Below are 16,719 nucleotides of genomic sequence, written 5' to 3' on the forward strand. Positions count from 1 at the left end.
GGCGCGGGAGATGTTACAAATTTATTTCGTATATGGACAGTGAAACTCCGCTCTCCACTCGAGCTGACGAGAACCTCGCATCGTATTCAATAGATCTTTTCCGCTCATTTGAGGGAATGATAACAGGACTTTGAGATCAGAAGTACCGCCTCCGTTTTTTTCATAAGCCCTGACGTGTGTAAATGTTGAATACATATTCTCTGACAGCATCGCCTTATTCAGGCATATTCCAAAGGTATCGCGTTCCATGTTTGGTGTTCCTTCTAACTATAAATGCACCTCTGTTTATAGTTTTCCAGTTTTCAGATGGTGTCTAAGTGTTTGTCATATAGTCAGTATTTGTATTTTGTTTTATTTGTGTCCAAACCACTGACATCAATGTTGAGCTTTTAATAGACTTCCAGCTTCACTGCTTTCAAACCGAAACTCTCATTGGTTTCGTTGATTAAAAATTATACGTTGTAAAGTCTAAAAACGCCTCAAAAACCGCTAAAATCGATGTGATCACGATCATGATTTTAAGGGCAATTTATGTATGGAATTGAGTATCAGAGAGGAATGCTAAATTTGGTGAATGGTTGTAATTTTATGTTTCAGCTCGTCGATTAATTAACCGTAAACTCTGCGGTTTGCTTGTCTTCCTCACAGATTTATCACCGCGACAACGTCATGCTGTTAACTGAGTGTTAACGTTACGCTCAAGAGTGAATCACAAGGATGTATCAATGAGTTGGAAAACCATCAGCTTTCGTAAGCGGATGCTCATTATCATGACGCTATCGGGGTTGATAGAGCTGTTATTGCTTGTCGCCGCAGGGTTCACTTATCTCAAAATCAATCAAGAGCAAGAAATGGGAGAAAAAGCACTGGGTGTTGCCCGTTTTTTAGCGGACTCAGCGGTTGTTCGTGAAATGATCGAAACCCAAAACCCCCAGCCATACCAACTTCGCTTTAGAGAATTAACCGAAGCCATAGGTGCTGCATTCATCGTTATTGGCGACCATAAGGGAGTACGCTTAATCCACCCTGTTGATGAGCGGTTGGGCAAGCCAATGAGAGGTGGCGACAATCGTCGAGCGCTAGAACAGGGGTTGTCTTATGTTTCGACGGCACAGGGCTCGTTAGGTTATTCAGTTCGTGGTAAAGCTGCGATTTTTGACGAGCAAGGGAACATTATTGGTGTGGTTTCAGTTGGCTATTTGCTCGACCGACTGCAAGACCGCATCGAACCATTTTTGGCCTTTTTGATTTTAATGGTCATCGTAGTTGTCGTCGCTAATGCCGTTGTATCCAATTATGCGTCGAGAAAGTTTCAGCGCGCCATTTTAGGCTTTGAGCCTGAAGAGATAGGGCGGTTGTACGGCGAATTAGAAGTGACGATGAGCACTATCAAAGAGGGCGTGTTAAGCATTGATGCCCAAGGGATACTTCGCTCGATAAATCGTAGTGCCTGCCAGATTCTCGGTATTGATAGAGAATCAGCGCTCAATAAACCTTTGACTGATACGCTGCGTGATAGCGATCTATATACAGTGTTAGAAAGCGGGCAGGAAGATCATGATATTGAAATATTCCTTAATCATAAGCGCCTGATTGCAAATCGCTCTCCAATTTATGTTGATGGAAAAATCGTGGGGGCGGTATCGAGTTTCCGTTTAAGGGATGAAATCAATGATCTAACCGAGCAGCTATCACAAACCAAGGAATATGCAGATTTGTTACGTTCGCAAACCCATGAGCATCGCAATAAGCTCAACACCATTAGTGGGCTAGTACAAATGGGTGAGCTTGATGCGGTGCAAAGGTTAATTGGACAAGAAACCGCACACTATCAAGCAATGATTGAGTTTTTAAGAGATACCGTTAAGGACCCGCTAATTGCAGGTATGTTGCTTGGAAAAACTGAACGTGCTCGCGAGTTAGGCTTACAACTGGTGGTTGAGGAAGGCAGTCGTCTGGAGCCCCTACCTGAGTGGCTAAATTCGGAAGACCTTGTCACAATTTTGGGTAATTTGATTGATAACGCTTTCGATGCCACGTTAACTTCCATTCGCGATGAATCAAATGTTGCGTCAGAACGCAGAAACATTGATGTGTCCGTTAGCGATTACGGAAATGAAGTGATACTTGAGGTGATAGATCATGGTTGTGGCCTCCCAAAAACAATGGATCCACAAACATTATTTACAAAAGGCGTTTCAACGAAATCTCGTCAAAATCGAGGTGTTGGGTTGCACCTTGTCAATCAGCTTGCTACTCGATATCACGGCCATGTTGAGATGATACCCAATAAAAATTATGGGACAAGAATAACGGTGTACTTACCCAAGGAAGAACAATTATGAGTATGGCGACTCGCGTAATGATCATTGAAGATGATCTGGCTATTGCTGAGCTGCACCACAAATACTTAAGCCAACTGACAGGTTTGGAAGTGGTCGGAATTGCGACCACGAGAATGGAAGCGGAAATGCAACTCGACATTCTTAAGCCAGATTTACTATTGATGGATGTCTATCTTCCCGATGGCACAGGGCTTGAGATACTAAATACACTGCGTGCAAGTAACCAAACGTGTGATGTCATTTTGATTACAGCCGCAAGGGATGTCGATACGTTACAACAGGCGATGAGGGGTGGCGTTGTCGATTACCTGTTAAAACCAGTGATGTTTCCACGTTTAGATGCCGCACTGAAAAAGTATGTGTCCCAACGCCAACAACTAGACATCGTAGAGAGTTTGGATCAGAACCTCGTTGATAAAATGCTGCAGTCTCACGCCAATCAAGACAACTTGCCGAACCGATTACCAAAAGGGATTGATGGTGTAACCCTAGACAAGATCAGAGAGTTGTTCCCAAATGGCAGTGCGCTGACCGCTGATGAGGCAGGTGAAAAAATCGGAGTGAGCCGAACAACCGCTAGACGTTATCTTGAGTTTCTTATCAGTACTGGAGAACTAGAGGCTGATTTAAACTATGGGTCGGTAGGTAGGCCAGAAAGGTGCTATAAAAAAGTGACGCGGTAGCGTTTATATTGATGCTCTATGCAAAATAAAAAGCGATGGCTTATTGTAGAAACCATCGCTTTACAAATTACTGCTGTTCCGTTCTAAGAGGTTAGAAGTTGTATTCTAACTTCGCTTCGATAGAGCGCTCAGCGCCAAACCAACAGTTATTTTTGTCGTAACAAGAATAGTATTCTTTATCGAATAGATTGCTTGCAGAAAGCGTGACGCTAGCCCCTTTCATTGATTCAGATACCGTTGAGAAATCGTAACTTGCTGCTAAATCAAACAAGGTGTAGTCCGGTACTTTTTGACTATTCTGTGCATCAATTTGTGCTTCTCCGACATAGCGAACGCCAGCACTGGTACGAAGGCCTGAAAGATTTCCTTCAAAGAAGTAATTGGCCCATAGAGAGGCCGTTTGCTCAGGTACCCAAACCGGCGTTTTACCTTCTTGGTTGTAATAACTGTCCTCGGTAATCTCCATATCGGTATATGTATAGCCTAGAGTGAAATCAGCTTGTGCTGTGGCTTGCCATTTCGCCTCAAGTTCAATACCTTGTGATACCACTTCGCCCGCTTGATAGTTCGGTGCATATGGATTATTCGGATCGGTCAAGATCGCGTTTTTCTTCGTAATATGGAAGAGTGCTAAGTTACCTGAGATATCACCAGATAATGGGGCGTATTTAAAGCCTAACTCCCATTGATGACCGGTTGATGGCTCAAATGCTTTACCAGAAGAGTCGGCACCCGCAATTGGCTCAAAACTTTCCGAGTAAGTAAGATATGGCGAGAGACCAAAGTCTAGCTCATACAAACCACCGACTCGGAAAGATACGTTGGTATCGTCTAACTCTTCCTTGCTGTTGGATACTGTTCCTAGATAATCGCTAACGGCGTCTGTATTTGAATCGTATTTATCCCAACGAAGACCTGCAATCATTACAAGTTGGTCGTAACGAACTTGATCTTGGAAATAAACGCCAATCTGCTTCGTTTTGATATCCAAGTTTTGTTTGTATTGGAAATTCAGTGCATTACGATCAATGCTGTTGTGGTCAGGATTAAAAATGTCCTGAGTTAGCGAATACCCAAGCGTGTCTTTGTATTTTACATCTGAGTCTAGATACTGATAATCAAGCCCGAACAATAAGTTATGTTCAAAATTTCCTGTTTTAATGTAGCCCGATAGTTGGTTGTCAATCACAAAGGATTTGGACTTTTCATCGGTTAAATAGGCATTTCGACCAACGGTACGGTTATCCGCTTCAAGTGCACCGTTATATGTGTTTTCCTGATAGGCATCGGCGGTCATGTAGCGGGCATTCTGTAGAAATTGCCAATTGTTGTTAAAGTCGTGTTGGACTTTGTAACCCATCATCAGAACTTCGCGTTCGTAAGTGTTCCAGTCCTCATCCCCTAAATAAGTGCTTGGTGACATCGAGCCAAGTGGGTTTTTAATCACTGAGCCAGATGCAGGCACAGTCGTGTAGATACCTGCTGATGGATCATTTTGATAGTAAACATTCACGTTCACTAATGTGCTTTCTGTCGCTTGCCAATTGAAAGATGGGGCGAGTACATAACGTTCATCTTCAGACGTATCGGCTTGACCATCTCGCTGTTTTGCCAGGCCGACGATACGGTAATCCACATTAGAATCACCAATTTGTCCTGTGGTGTCGAACGTCAGTTCTTTTAGGTTGTTAGTCCCAGTACTAATCGAGACAGAGTGCGAGGGTGTTGACTGAGGCGCCTTGGCGATAATGTTGACCATACCTCCTGGTGGAATATTGCCGTAAAGAACAGACGTTGGCCCTTTAAAAACCTCGATTTGCTCAAGAGCAACGGAATCGACCTGCGGTTGAAGGTTCCAACCGTTGTACAGCAAAGGAAGACCATCATAAAAGTTGGTGTAGTTAATAAAACCACGAATATTGAATAGGTCAAGTCGGGAAACGGCACCACCACGCAATTCTGTATTTACGCCAGGCGCATAACGTAATGCTTCGCTCACCGAGTTTACGCCGCGTAGGTCCATGTCATCTTTAGTGATTACCGTGATCGCTTGCGGTGTTTCCTCCGGTTCTAAAACGGTTTTAGTTGCGGTGTTTCGGTATGTTTCTCCTAGCACCGTAATCGTTTCGTGTTGGGATACGCTCTCAGTCGCATTGGCGTGGCCAGCGAGCAATGCGGATACGACGATAGCAACCGCTGAACGATGAAATCGAATCGGACTTTCCATATTTATAAATTCCACTACTTTTTCTATTTATTGATAATGATTGTTATTTGTATTCTATATTCAAAGAAATAGGAAAAGTTAACAATTTGGTGCAAAACACTAATCTTTGGAACTTATTCTTCTGTTCTTAGGTTTTAAAGATAGCGAGTCGTTTGGCTCGACAGGAATCCAATACTGCATTTGTGCTTGTTCGCTATCAACATCATAACCTTCTGGATAAAGCTCTAACTCATAACCATCGATAGCATGATAATTAGAGTAGGGTAGCCAATGTAAAATAAACCATTCCAGCGTTGAGGCGAGCTCTGATGCTTTGCCTATGTGTGTAATGACGGCGTAGGTTTGCTCAGGAACAGCCAAGAGGTCTAACCCCGAGTTGGAAGAGTTCGTTGATCTTGGTGCGTTTGCTGTTGGACTGCACTCATAACCTGCCCAATACTCAAGTTGTTGGTTGTTTGAATACGCTTGCGTCACATCAATCACGCCAAAGTAAGTACTTTCCGAATTATTAAGGTTTTCAGATGAATAAAGACGTGACCAAAGTGACGGTACTTTGGATTGGAAATCGGGCGTAGCGGAAAACAATCCGTGAATAGGTTCATGATAACCAGCAAGTTCAAAAGCCGGTTTTGTTTCTATTCGAACTTCAATAAAGCGCTGATGTTTTTTCTCTTCTTCTGGTGTCTTACGCAGCGTCAAAGGTTGCCTCAACCCGGAGAGTTGTTGCGTTTTTCGATATTCGCGGGGGCTTTTTGAAAACATATTCCTGAACGCTCGGCTAAATGCGTGTTCAGATGTAAATCCCATTTCTATCGCTATATCTAACGAGCGGTCAGAAGTATGGATTAAGCGCTCAGCCGCAAGGCTAAGTTTAAGCTCTCTGATGTAGTGAGCGACGGATACGCCAGTGTGTTGTTGAAATACGCGTTGCAGTTGCCAGCGCGACCAACAACTTGCTTTTGATATTTCATCTACGCTCAGAGTGCTGTCTAAGTTGGTGTGAATGTAGTCAAGCACCGATTGTATTCGGTTAATGGGATGTGGGTTAATGGCGCTTGATTTCATGGCGTTCTACTTTCACATTAATAGTGATTTCATTATCTTTAATTGAGTATCATTATCAATAGGATGATGAAATAAAAAGTAAGTAACACAGATCACGATAAAACTGTAATGGATTGCAAGTATGAGTAATTTTTACCCATATTAGAGTTTTTGCTTAAATTTTGTAGCGTTCAGATGAAACTTTTTTTATCAATAAAATACAATCGCTTATGACGTTTTGTGCAACTTATTTAAACGTTTGCACTGGCAAGTGTTGATGTAAATCAAATAGTCGTAGACAATATTGCCCCGTGTCGGACTCTCCTCCAGCGAGTACAGTGTGTACTTTTGAGACATAAGTGACTTAAATGACCTCAATACGTCGTGTTTCCAAGAATCGGAAATGCAACTTCTTGAGGTTCTTTGGGCCCATAGACTTTACCTATCAACGTAATAGGTAAGACCAATTTTCTATTTTGAGGTGCCATTGATAGGGTTGGCTCATTCTCTAGCCGTATCCGGGCACACAATAAGTACCTCGTTTTTAAGGGAAAGATGATGGTAATACCAGAAAACAGCAGCATCGTTATTTTTGGTGCTTCAGGTGACCTTACGTACCGTAAGCTCATTCCTGCTTTATACCACCTCTACGCGAACAAGCAGCTTCCAGAGAATTTTGCCATTCTGGGGGTAAGTCGCACTGAATACAGTGATGAGTCTTACCGCGCGAAGCTGAAAAAATCGCTTCAGGAAATGGAAAAGACTGAGCCAGAAACGCTTGATGCATTTATTAACCATCTGCACTACCAAGCAATTAATACTTCTGACACACAAGATTACGGTAAGCTATCTTCTCGCTTAGACCAACTTGCTGACGAATATCAATTCGAGCAACGCAATACGCTTTTTTACTTAGCAACCCCACCAAGTTTGTACAGTGTGATCCCTGCAAGTCTTGCAGCACATGGTCTTAACAGTGAAGAGGATGGCTGGAAACGCCTGATCATTGAGAAACCATTCGGTTATGACCTTGAATCGGCGCGTATTCTGGACAAAGAAATTCACGAGCACTTCCAAGAGCATCAAATCTACCGAATTGACCATTACTTAGGTAAAGAAACGGTACAAAACCTACTTGTGCTTCGTTTCTCTAATGCGATGTTTGAGCCGCTTTGGAACCGTAACTTCATTGATTACGTTGAAATCACAGGCGCAGAATTCCTTGGCGTAGAGGAGCGTGGTGGTTACTACGACAACTCTGGTGCTGTGCGCGACATGTTCCAAAACCACTTGCTACAAGTATTAGCAATGGTAGGTATGGAACCACCAGCGCAAATCAATGCAGACTCGATGCGTGATGAAGTGGTAAAAGTGCTTCAATGCCTAAAGCCATTAGACGAAAACGCTCTGCGCAACGATCTAGTATTAGGCCAATACACGGCGTCTGAAGTTCGTGGGCAAAGCCTACGCGGCTACCGTGAAGAACCGGGAGTTGCAGACGATTCTCGTACAGAGACTTACATCGGTTTGAAAGCGTACATCAACAACTGGCGTTGGAATGGCGTGCCATTTTACGTGCGTACTGGTAAGCGTCTTCCAACACGCGTTACTGAGGTGGTTATCCACTTTAAACAAACACCGCATCCTGTGTTTGGTCAAAACGCACCAGAAAACAAGCTGATCATTCGTATTCAACCAGACGAAGGCATTCAAATGAGCTTTGGCTTGAAAGAGCCAGGCGCAGGCTTTGAAGCGAAGGAAGTGAAAATGAACTTCCATTACGCTGACCTGCAAGAAACGCAAATGCTAACGGCATACGAGCGTCTTCTGCTTGATGCTTTGAATGGTGATGCTACGCTATTTGCACGTAGTGATGCGGTGGAAGCGTGCTGGCAATACGTACAGCCAATCTTAGATTTTAAGCAAGATCCACAATCCCTCTTCGGGTACGCATGCGGCACTTGGGGACCTAAAGAGTCAGATGACTTGTTACAGCGTGATGGCCGCGCTTGGCGTTTCCCATGTAAAAACTTAACAGATACGGATTACTGTGAACTATGATCAACCATAAGATCTACCAAACAGCAGAACAGGTAGTTGAAAGCCTAGCTAACGATATGAAAGCGTTTAGCGAAATGGGCAGACCTGTTCACATCTCTCTTTCTGGCGGCAGCACTCCTAAAATGCTGTTTAAACTACTGGCTTCAGAGGCTTACGCAACCTCCATTCAATGGGAAAACCTCCACTTTTGGTGGGGTGACGAACGTTGTGTTGCCCCTGACGATGCAGAAAGCAACTACGGTGAAGCGAACACGTTGTTGTTTAGCCAAGTAAATATTCCTGCAGAAAACATTCACCGCATCCGTGGCGAAGATGAGCCTAAAGCAGAAGCCGAGCGCTTTGCAAAAGAGATGGCAGAGGTAATCCCGAATGAAAACGGCACACCTGTGTTTGACTGGATCTTATTAGGCGTTGGTGCAGATGGTCATACAGCTTCTCTGTTCCCTGGCCAAACGAATTATGATGATGCGAACCTATCTCTTGTGGCGTCGCATCCTGAATCGGGCCAACTTCGTGTGTCGAAAACCGCACGCGTATTAGAAGCAGCGAAACGCATTAGTTACTTAGTGCTTGGTGCAGGAAAAGCGGACATTGTTGAAGAAATTAACAGTTCACCAGCACACGCACTGCCATACCCAGCGGCTAAGATTCAAGCGAAATCGGGCCTAACGGAATGGTATTTAGATTTAGACGCGGCAGCAAAAATTGCTTAAGACGCTGCTCGTCGATGAAATAAAATTGGAGAGAAACAATGAAAGGTGATATCGGTGTAATTGGCCTAGCAGTAATGGGTCAAAACCTTATCCTAAACATGAACGATCACGGTTTTAAAGTGGTTGCTCACAACCGTACTGCTGCTAAAGTAGACGAGTTCCTGGAAGGTCCAGCAAAAGGCACGAACATCATCGGTGCATACTCTCTAGAAGAACTAGTAGAGAAGCTAGAAACGCCGCGTAAAGTAATGTTGATGGTTCGCGCTGGTGACGTTGTAGACAAGTTCATCGAAGCGCTAGTACCTCTGCTAGACAAAGGCGACATCATTATTGACGGTGGTAACACAAACTACCCAGATACAAACCGTCGTGTTGCTGCACTACGTGAAAAAGGTATCCACTTCATCGGTACTGGTGTATCTGGTGGTGAAGAAGGTGCGCGCTTTGGTCCATCTATCATGCCTGGCGGTGCTGCTGAAGCATGGGAAGCGGTTAAGCCTATCTTCCAAGGTATCGCTGCGAAAACTGACGCTGGTGAGCCATGTTGTGACTGGGTTGGTAACGACGGTGCAGGTCACTTCGTTAAGATGGTACACAACGGCATCGAATACGGTGACATGCAGCTAATCACAGAAGCTTACCAGTTCATGAAAGACGGTCTTGGTATGTCTGCAGACGAGATGCAAGCAGTATTCGCTGATTGGAACAAGACTGAACTAGACAGCTACCTTGTTGAAATCACGGCTGACATCCTTGGCTACAAAGATGAAGACGGTGAGCCTCTCGTTGAGAAGATCCTAGACACAGCAGGCCAAAAAGGTACTGGTAAATGGACTGGTATTAACGCACTAGACCTAGGTATTCCACTAACACTTATCTCTGAGTCTGTATTCTCTCGTTGTCTATCTGCACTGAAAGACCAACGTGTTGAAGCTGAGTCTTTATTCGGCAAGACAATCACACCAGTTGAAGGCGACAAGCAAGAGTGGGTTGATGCACTACGTCAAGCGCTACTAGCTTCTAAGATCATCTCTTACGCTCAAGGCTTCATGCTAATGCGCGAAGCGTCTAACGAAAACGGTTGGGACCTAAACTACGGTAATGTAGCCCTAATGTGGCGTGGTGGTTGTATCATCCGTTCTGCGTTCCTAGGCAACATCCGTGATGCGTACGAAGCGAACCCAGACATCGCATTCCTAGGTTCTGATGAGTACTTCAAAAATATCCTACAAGGCAGCCTAGCAGCATGGCGTAAAGTAGCAGCGAAGTCTCTAGAATCTGGTATCCCAATGCCATGTACGATTTCTGCGCTATCTTTCCTAGACGGTTACACAACTGCTCGTCTACCAGCGAACCTGCTTCAAGCTCAACGTGACTACTTCGGTGCTCACACTTATGAGCGTATTGACCGTCCACGTGGTGAATTCTTCCACACTAACTGGACTGGTACAGGCGGCGACACAGCGTCTACAACTTACGACGTGTAATCGTTTTAAGTAAACCGACTAAATATAAAGATGTAAAGGGATGCCCAAGTGGCATCCTTTTTTGTGTCTGTAAGATATTGGTAGATTTAAAAGTTACATTAAACGTTGATTCGTCACGCACTTCTCAGAAATGGGAGAGCAGGTTTTTTTCTTCCGATTAGAATATGCCGAGTTAAAAAGTCTAAGGAATAGTGGAGATGACCACCGATAAGTTTCAGTGTTTGAGTAAAAGAAATAAAGTTAAAAGAAATGGTTGCTTAAAGAAAATTGAAGAAAATGAAGTAGATATATATGTATTAGATAGCAGAGGCCTCGTTGATCTTTGGATATTTGAAAAAAGATTCAAAGGATTAAGTGAAGAACAAGTTAAGGATCTTGCAGCATCTATGAAAGTTGCTGAGTTTGTTAGCTCGAGGGGAAGTTTATTACATGATATTGCCGCATTCTATATACTCGCAGAAGACCTTCATAAAGGAGGGACGATAATCGGGAAATATGAGATAACTAGGAATGGTTCTAAAAGTTACATCACCTTTAAAGGCAACCACAGACTCAGAAGTATAGTAAAAGGCACACGTTACCTTTTGAACAATGCCAACATTTTGGCTTTAGGAATAGGACAAGCTGGTCTGAAAGTGAGTGCTAAAGGTGGAGTGTTTCTCACAATTATTTATTCAGTCCCCTATCGAACTCTAGAGCTTGCATTTAAAAAAGATTATTTGTTCAGTAATTGGGTTGTCAATGTGAGTTCTGACGTTATAAAAGCTTCAATTTCAGCGACAATTGGATACTTAGCAGGAGCTTATTTTATAGGTGCTACAGGAGTCGTATTATTACCTATTGGAGTTGGTATTGTTGCTGCTTTATTAGTTGGAGAGGTGCTAAATTCTTTGGAAGGAAAGCTCGAATTGAAAGAAAAAGTTATTGCGGCTATCGATGAGCACTTTGAGAAGAGGGCTATACAAGCAATTGACGAAATCAATGAAGACATTGTGAGACGCAAATCTATAAGTCAACTTAAGCGTGCTACCACCAAGGCTATTTTCTTATGATAGAACAGAAGCACCCGGCGCATTCAGCTTTCGTTTTGGTAATATGTATTACCTTGAGTGCGTACTCAAGTTATCGGTTGTATGAGTATTTAACATTAGAGTCTCTCCAACATCAAATAAATAGTAACTTTTTAGTCATATATTTAAGTACGTCTCATGTGATTAGTGTTAGTGGCCTGATTCTAGCTCCGACTTTAAGTGTATTTATAGCTTCTCGTGTTATTTTTAAATCTTCAAGTGTATCGATCAAATGGATGGGTTTTGCAACTGTACTTGCTTTGCTAGTTGCTATTCCTGGAAGACTTTGGGAGTTCGGACGACTGCAAAATATTGCCGAAACCAACGGTTACTTGACATGTCCACCTTTCACAATTGCATCAAGCGGAATGTTTGTAGAAGCTATGGTAAAAGAAGAAAAATACTGTATAGAACCAGAAATTAATCGTATTGGTATGTATGGTTATTTTCACGAACTCGAACGGATTGATAACTATATCAAGTCACATAGAAATGACATTCAATAGAAAAGAGCGCCTAGGCGCTCTTTTCAGTGGTCGTTTTCTTGTTTTGATAAAACCTGTCTTTTAGGTAAAGAATTGCACTGATCACAAGAGCCACTAAAGAAACAGTGAATAGGGCGTACATGCTGAGAATCCATGCGAATGTGGCCGTCAAGAATGCAATGAAGGAAAACATCCTGCTGAAAGACATCACATGGCCAAGTTTGTTACTTTTCATAAACGCCTCCCGAAGCTAAGTGGGGATAGACAATTGTGGTCATATGCCACACTTTTAATTGTCTGCTCTTTTGGGGCGTTTCACACAAAAAAGTGGCTAAAGATTTCTCAAAAAAGGTGAAATATTGAACTGGTAGACAAATCGTTAAACTGAGTTGCACAGATATGACTTCGGTTGTCTATCACTTCAAAGTTTTTAACTACGCAGATTAAGGGCATGTAGCGTTATTATTATCGTATTCGAACTCTACGATACACAATTGCAAGTGAACCTACACTCGTAAGCTCATCCCTGTCGTCAGTTACAGTAAAAGCTTTTTTCTCTGTTTAACAATACCTTAGTAACTACGGGCAATTAAACCCGTTTTTCGATCGAAACTCAGATTGCATAAAAGGTGAAAAAGAGTGCTAGGTAAGCCTTTAAACTACGCCTATAATTAGCGCCCACATGGAGGATGTTTACTATATGAACATCCTTTATTTTTTGAAACTAGCAACAAGGATCCAGTAAAACATGTTTTTCTGGTTTTGTTTACGTCGACCAAGAAGGTAATTAACACAGCAAATTGAGGCTCTAAGATGACTCTTAACAAGTACTTTGTTTTCATTCCAGCAGAATTGGAACAGGAAATGCACAAGGACAATCAAGTGATCTCTGAGAAGGAAACTCAACGTCAGGCATTAGTAAAACAGGCACAACAACAAGGCGGCCTGTAAGCTAGGTTTCAAAGAGAAAGAGCACCGCAACGGTGCTCTTTTTGTATCTGAGGTCGTAGAATTAACTTAATATGCCAAGGCTTTTCAACTTTCTGTAAATGGTATTTCGGCTCACACCAAGCATACGAGACGTTTTGCTAATGTTCCCCTGGTTGGCTTGATATGTTTTGAGCAACTTATCTTCGACGGTTGCACGCAGTTCTGAAGTTGGTTCAGCGGATGCTGCCCCTTCTTGAGCTTGGCTGAGTTTCTTACTTAGGTGGGCTGGGACGTGTGTGAGTTCCAATATTTCTTCACCTTGCGCCATTAAGGCGGATACTTTGATTAAACTATCGAGTTCACGCAAATTTCCTGGCCATGAGTAAGACAGCATCAGAGAAAGTAGGTGAGGGCAAAGCTGTTGTTCAGATTCGGCGTGACGCCGATGAATGTTCTCAATCAGTTGTCGTTTGTCATCACGTTCCTCAAAGCGAGGTAGCTCAATGATCAAGCCATTAAGGCGATAATACAAATCTTGGCGGAACAATCCTTCGCTGACCAAATGTTCCAGATCTTTATGCGTGGCTGCAATGATTTGCGTATCGACTTGAATGCTTTGGTTGGAACCCACGGGAAGCACGGTTTTATCTTGCAATACATGGAGCAATCGGCTTTGAGCTTCCAAGGGTAAATCTGCGATTTCATCTAGAAACAAAATCCCTTTGTGTGCTTGGCGAATTTTTCCCTGATAGCCTTTGCTGTTTGCGCCAGTAAAGGCACCGGCTACGTAGCCAAATAATTCAGATTCAACCAGATCTTTTGGTAGCGCTCCGCAGTTGACGGAAACTAACGGTCCCGTTTTTCTCTGGCTGTTTTTATGGAGTGCTTTCACAAACTCGTTTTTGCCAACACCAGTCTCTCCGAGAATCAACAAACTGATGTCTTTATCGATGACGCGATTGGCTTGCTGCCAACAGTGCTCAACAGCGGAGTCGCCATAATGAAGATCATTGGACGCCGCTACAGCACGAGACTTGACCTTGCTATCTTTATCGGTAAGCGGTTTTGTTTTGAAAACGAAAGGGTGCTCATTTCCCCGAGTGGATAGAATGTCGTCTAAGGATTGCCCAATGATATTTTTTTGCGCAAAAAGTTGAGAGGCTACTTGATTGTGAGCCAAAACTTGTCCGTCTTCATTTGCAATGATAATTCCTTGCCAACCACTATTCAGTAAACCTTTTTCGCACGCTAAATCCACACGAATATGCCCTTGTGGAATCAAGTTAAGTAGTTGATTCTCCACTTGCTGGACCATGTTTTGTACTAGTACTTGCGTTGAGAAGTCATGTCTCTTTTGCTCGCTCGTAATATCTAATACGCCAATGAGGTTACCAAGATGATCGAAAATAGGATTAGCCGAACAGCTAATAAAACGATGGTGTTGGATAAAGTGCTGATCACCAATAACAGAAACGGGCTTTGCTTCAACCAAGGCTGTACCAATCGCGTTGGTGCCTTTGACCTTTTCTTGCCAGCATGCACCAGAGCTTAGCGAGATTTCCGTTAACTTTTCACGAAATCTAGGCTGTCCCCAACTGCCGATGATGACACCGTCTGAATCCGTCAAAATTAAGCGACTGTCGCTATGAGCAAATAGCTGATTAAACAAAGGGAGCGCAAATTGAGTGATTGCCTCTAGCAAAAAGTTGAGTTGGTGACGCCTATCTTGGAGCGTTGCTGGCGTTACTCGAATATCTTCAGGGCGTCGACGCTGTTTTAAACCCGCTTGTTCACTTCTGACCCATGAAGTTGAAAGCCAATTGTTATCGCTAATATGTTGAAGTTCCATGACTGTACCATTTTGTCACAGTGAGGGTGTGCCATTTTGGAACACTTGAACATTGGTGTTCACACCATACATCCGCTCAAACGTCGCTCACTTGGTTTGTTATCGCTTGGTAATCATAGTTTTACATTTAATTAACAACAAGTGTGGTGTAGTTGGCGTGTGACTTGCGTAATGCTCTTTGTGAACAGTGCGATACGACACTGCAATAACACATTGAACGAGAAACAAAAGGAAGAGTTATGATCTATGCACAGCCAGGTAGTGAAAATGCCATTGTTAACTTTAAATCGCATTACGATAACTTTATCGGTGGGGAATGGGTAAAACCAACGGGTGGTGAGTACTTTGACAATATCTCACCAATCAACGGACAAGCGTATTGTAAAGTTGCTCGCTCTGGCGAGGAAGATATTAATTTAGCACTGGATGCCGCGCACAACATCAGAGCAAAATGGGCCAAAACTAGCGTGACAGAACGTTCGAACATCTTGCTGAAAATTGCTGACCGTATTGAGCAGCATCTAGAAGAGCTTGCAGTTGCAGAAACTTGGGAAAACGGCAAACCAGTTCGCGAAACCCTGGCGGCAGATTTACCTTTAGTAGTGGATCACTTCCGTTACTTCGCTGGCTGTATTCGCGCACAAGAAGGCAGTGCGGCAGAACTAGATGAGCACACCGCAAGCTACCACTTCCCAGAACCGATTGGTGTGGTTGGTCAAATTATTCCGTGGAACTTCCCAATGTTGATGGCGGCTTGGAAACTAGCACCGGCACTAGCGGCGGGTTGCTGTGTGGTATTGAAGCCAGCAGAGCAAACCCCAACATCCATTCTGGTTCTGATGGAAAAAATCGGTGACCTTCTTCCTCCTGGTGTCATCAACGTTGTAAACGGATATGGTTCTGAAGCGGGTCAAGCATTAGCAACCAGCAACCGCATTGCGAAACTCGCGTTTACCGGGTCTACGCAAGTTGGCAACCACATTCTGAAATGTGCAGCAGACAACTTGATCCCATCGACAGTTGAGTTAGGTGGTAAATCTCCAAACATCTACTTCTCAGATATCTTCGATTACGAAGATGAGTATCTTGATAAGTGTATCGAAGGTACGTTACTTGGTTTCTTCAACCAAGGTGAAGTTTGTACTTGTCCATCTCGCGTACTGGTTCATGAAGCGATTTATGACAAGTTTGTAGAGAAACTGACGGAACGTGCACAGCTGATTAAACAAGGTAATCCGCTCGATACCGATACTCAAGTCGGTGCTCAGGCTTCTCAAGAACAGTTTGATAAGATTTTAAGTTACCTGGAAATCGGCCGTGAAGAAGGCGCAAAAGTGGTCTTTGGTGGTGGAGTGTCAGAACAGCCAGAGTCTATCAACCAGGGGTACTACATTCAGCCAACCATGTTGGAAGGCCACAACAAGATGCGAATCTTCCAAGAAGAAATCTTTGGCCCAGTGATTGCTATCACCAAATTCAAAGATGAGGCTGAAGCGTTGGAAATCGCAAACGACACCGAATATGGCTTAGGCGCAGGTGTTTGGACACGTGATGCGAACGTCGCATATCGTATGGGCCGTAATATTGAAGCTGGTCGAATCTGGATTAACTGTTACCACGCTTACCCTGCACACGCAGCGTTCGGTGGTTACAAAAAATCGGGTATCGGGCGCGAAACGCACAAGATGATGCTGGATCACTACCAGAATACTAAGAACTTGCTGATTAGCTACAGCATCGACCCGTTAGGCTTCTTCTAGTGAAACTAAGTAATTAATAAAGAAAAAGCAGTATGAATCAAAACCCCGAATCTTCGGGGTTTTTT

14 protein-coding genes are annotated in these 16,719 nt (G+C 43.4%); 9 read left to right on the forward strand and 5 right to left on the reverse strand.

Going from position 1 to position 16,719, the window contains the following annotated elements; all coding sequences use genetic code 11:
- Positions 1-21: 21 nt before the first annotated feature.
- Entirely contained in the window at positions 22-249 is a 228-nt protein-coding gene (locus tag J4N43_RS06880; protein ID WP_005377125.1) for a hypothetical protein, read from the reverse strand.
- A gap of 476 nt (positions 250-725) precedes the next feature.
- On the opposite strand from J4N43_RS06880, the gene J4N43_RS06885 reads away from it, so the two are divergent.
- Entirely contained in the window at positions 726-2,345 is a 1,620-nt protein-coding gene (locus J4N43_RS06885; protein ID WP_017821356.1) for an ATP-binding protein, read from the forward strand.
- A complete protein-coding gene (locus tag J4N43_RS06890) occupies positions 2,342-3,028 on the forward strand; it encodes a response regulator (protein WP_017821355.1) in 687 nt (228 codons plus the stop codon). The genes J4N43_RS06885 and J4N43_RS06890 overlap by 4 nt, the downstream gene beginning before the upstream one ends.
- 91 nt (positions 3,029-3,119) lie before the next feature.
- Here J4N43_RS06890 and J4N43_RS06895 read toward each other — a convergent pair whose 3' ends face one another.
- Both J4N43_RS06895 and J4N43_RS06900 read right to left on the reverse strand, forming a co-directional pair.
- Positions 3,120-5,255, reverse strand: coding sequence for a TonB-dependent siderophore receptor (locus J4N43_RS06895; RefSeq protein WP_053350325.1), 2,136 nt, complete (start codon positions 5,253-5,255; stop codon positions 3,120-3,122).
- Between the two features lie 99 nt (positions 5,256-5,354).
- Positions 5,355-6,320 carry a helix-turn-helix domain-containing protein gene (locus J4N43_RS06900; protein WP_053350326.1) on the reverse strand — a complete coding sequence of 322 codons (966 nt, stop codon included), beginning with the start codon at positions 6,318-6,320 and terminating at the stop codon, positions 5,355-5,357.
- Positions 6,321-6,857: 537 nt separating this feature from the next.
- Between J4N43_RS06900 and zwf the strand changes: the two genes are divergently transcribed.
- The 5 genes from zwf to J4N43_RS06925 all read left to right on the forward strand — a co-directional run bounded on the left by zwf (position 6,858) and on the right by J4N43_RS06925 (position 12,136).
- Positions 6,858-8,360: a glucose-6-phosphate dehydrogenase gene (gene zwf / locus J4N43_RS06905; protein ID WP_017634563.1), complete on the forward strand. Its 1,503-nt coding sequence runs from the start codon at positions 6,858-6,860 to the stop codon at positions 8,358-8,360.
- A complete protein-coding gene (gene pgl / locus J4N43_RS06910; protein WP_005387158.1) occupies positions 8,357-9,073 on the forward strand; it encodes a 6-phosphogluconolactonase in 717 nt (238 codons plus the stop codon). Before zwf ends, pgl begins: the two co-directional genes overlap by 4 nt.
- 38 nt (positions 9,074-9,111) lie before the next feature.
- Positions 9,112-10,560, forward strand: coding sequence for a decarboxylating NADP(+)-dependent phosphogluconate dehydrogenase (gene gnd, locus J4N43_RS06915; RefSeq protein WP_005377160.1), 1,449 nt, complete (start codon positions 9,112-9,114; stop codon positions 10,558-10,560).
- A gap of 197 nt (positions 10,561-10,757) precedes the next feature.
- The gene (locus J4N43_RS06920) at positions 10,758-11,612 is read left to right on the forward strand and encodes a BAR domain-containing protein (protein WP_053350327.1); all 855 of its coding nucleotides are present in this window, start codon (positions 10,758-10,760) and stop codon (positions 11,610-11,612) included.
- Positions 11,609-12,136 carry a DUF1240 domain-containing protein gene (locus J4N43_RS06925; protein ID WP_053350328.1) on the forward strand — a complete coding sequence of 176 codons (528 nt, stop codon included), beginning with the start codon at positions 11,609-11,611 and terminating at the stop codon, positions 12,134-12,136. Before J4N43_RS06920 ends, J4N43_RS06925 begins: the two co-directional genes overlap by 4 nt.
- Positions 12,137-12,146: 10 nt before the next feature.
- On the opposite strand, the gene J4N43_RS06930 is transcribed toward J4N43_RS06925, so the two are convergent.
- Positions 12,147-12,350, reverse strand: a complete 204-nt coding sequence (locus J4N43_RS06930) for a hypothetical protein (RefSeq protein WP_053350329.1) — start codon at positions 12,348-12,350, stop codon at positions 12,147-12,149.
- A gap of 578 nt (positions 12,351-12,928) precedes the next feature.
- Between J4N43_RS06930 and J4N43_RS06935 the strand changes: the two genes are divergently transcribed.
- Positions 12,929-13,066, forward strand: a complete 138-nt coding sequence (locus J4N43_RS06935; RefSeq protein ID WP_005377165.1) for a hypothetical protein — start codon at positions 12,929-12,931, stop codon at positions 13,064-13,066.
- 61 nt (positions 13,067-13,127) lie between these two features.
- On the opposite strand, the gene J4N43_RS06940 is transcribed toward J4N43_RS06935, so the two are convergent.
- Positions 13,128-14,894, reverse strand: coding sequence for a sigma-54-dependent Fis family transcriptional regulator (locus J4N43_RS06940; protein WP_158159682.1), 1,767 nt, complete (start codon positions 14,892-14,894; stop codon positions 13,128-13,130).
- A gap of 239 nt (positions 14,895-15,133) precedes the next feature.
- Here J4N43_RS06940 and exaC point away from each other — a divergent pair, with 239 nt between their 5' ends.
- Complete coding sequence (gene exaC, locus J4N43_RS06945; RefSeq protein ID WP_005377169.1) at positions 15,134-16,654, forward strand: acetaldehyde dehydrogenase ExaC; 1,521 nt, start codon at positions 15,134-15,136, stop codon at positions 16,652-16,654.
- Positions 16,655-16,719: the final 65 nt, after the last annotated feature.

The organism is Vibrio sp. SCSIO 43009 (assembly GCF_023716525.1).
Lineage (GTDB): Bacteria > Pseudomonadota > Gammaproteobacteria > Enterobacterales > Vibrionaceae > Vibrio > Vibrio alginolyticus.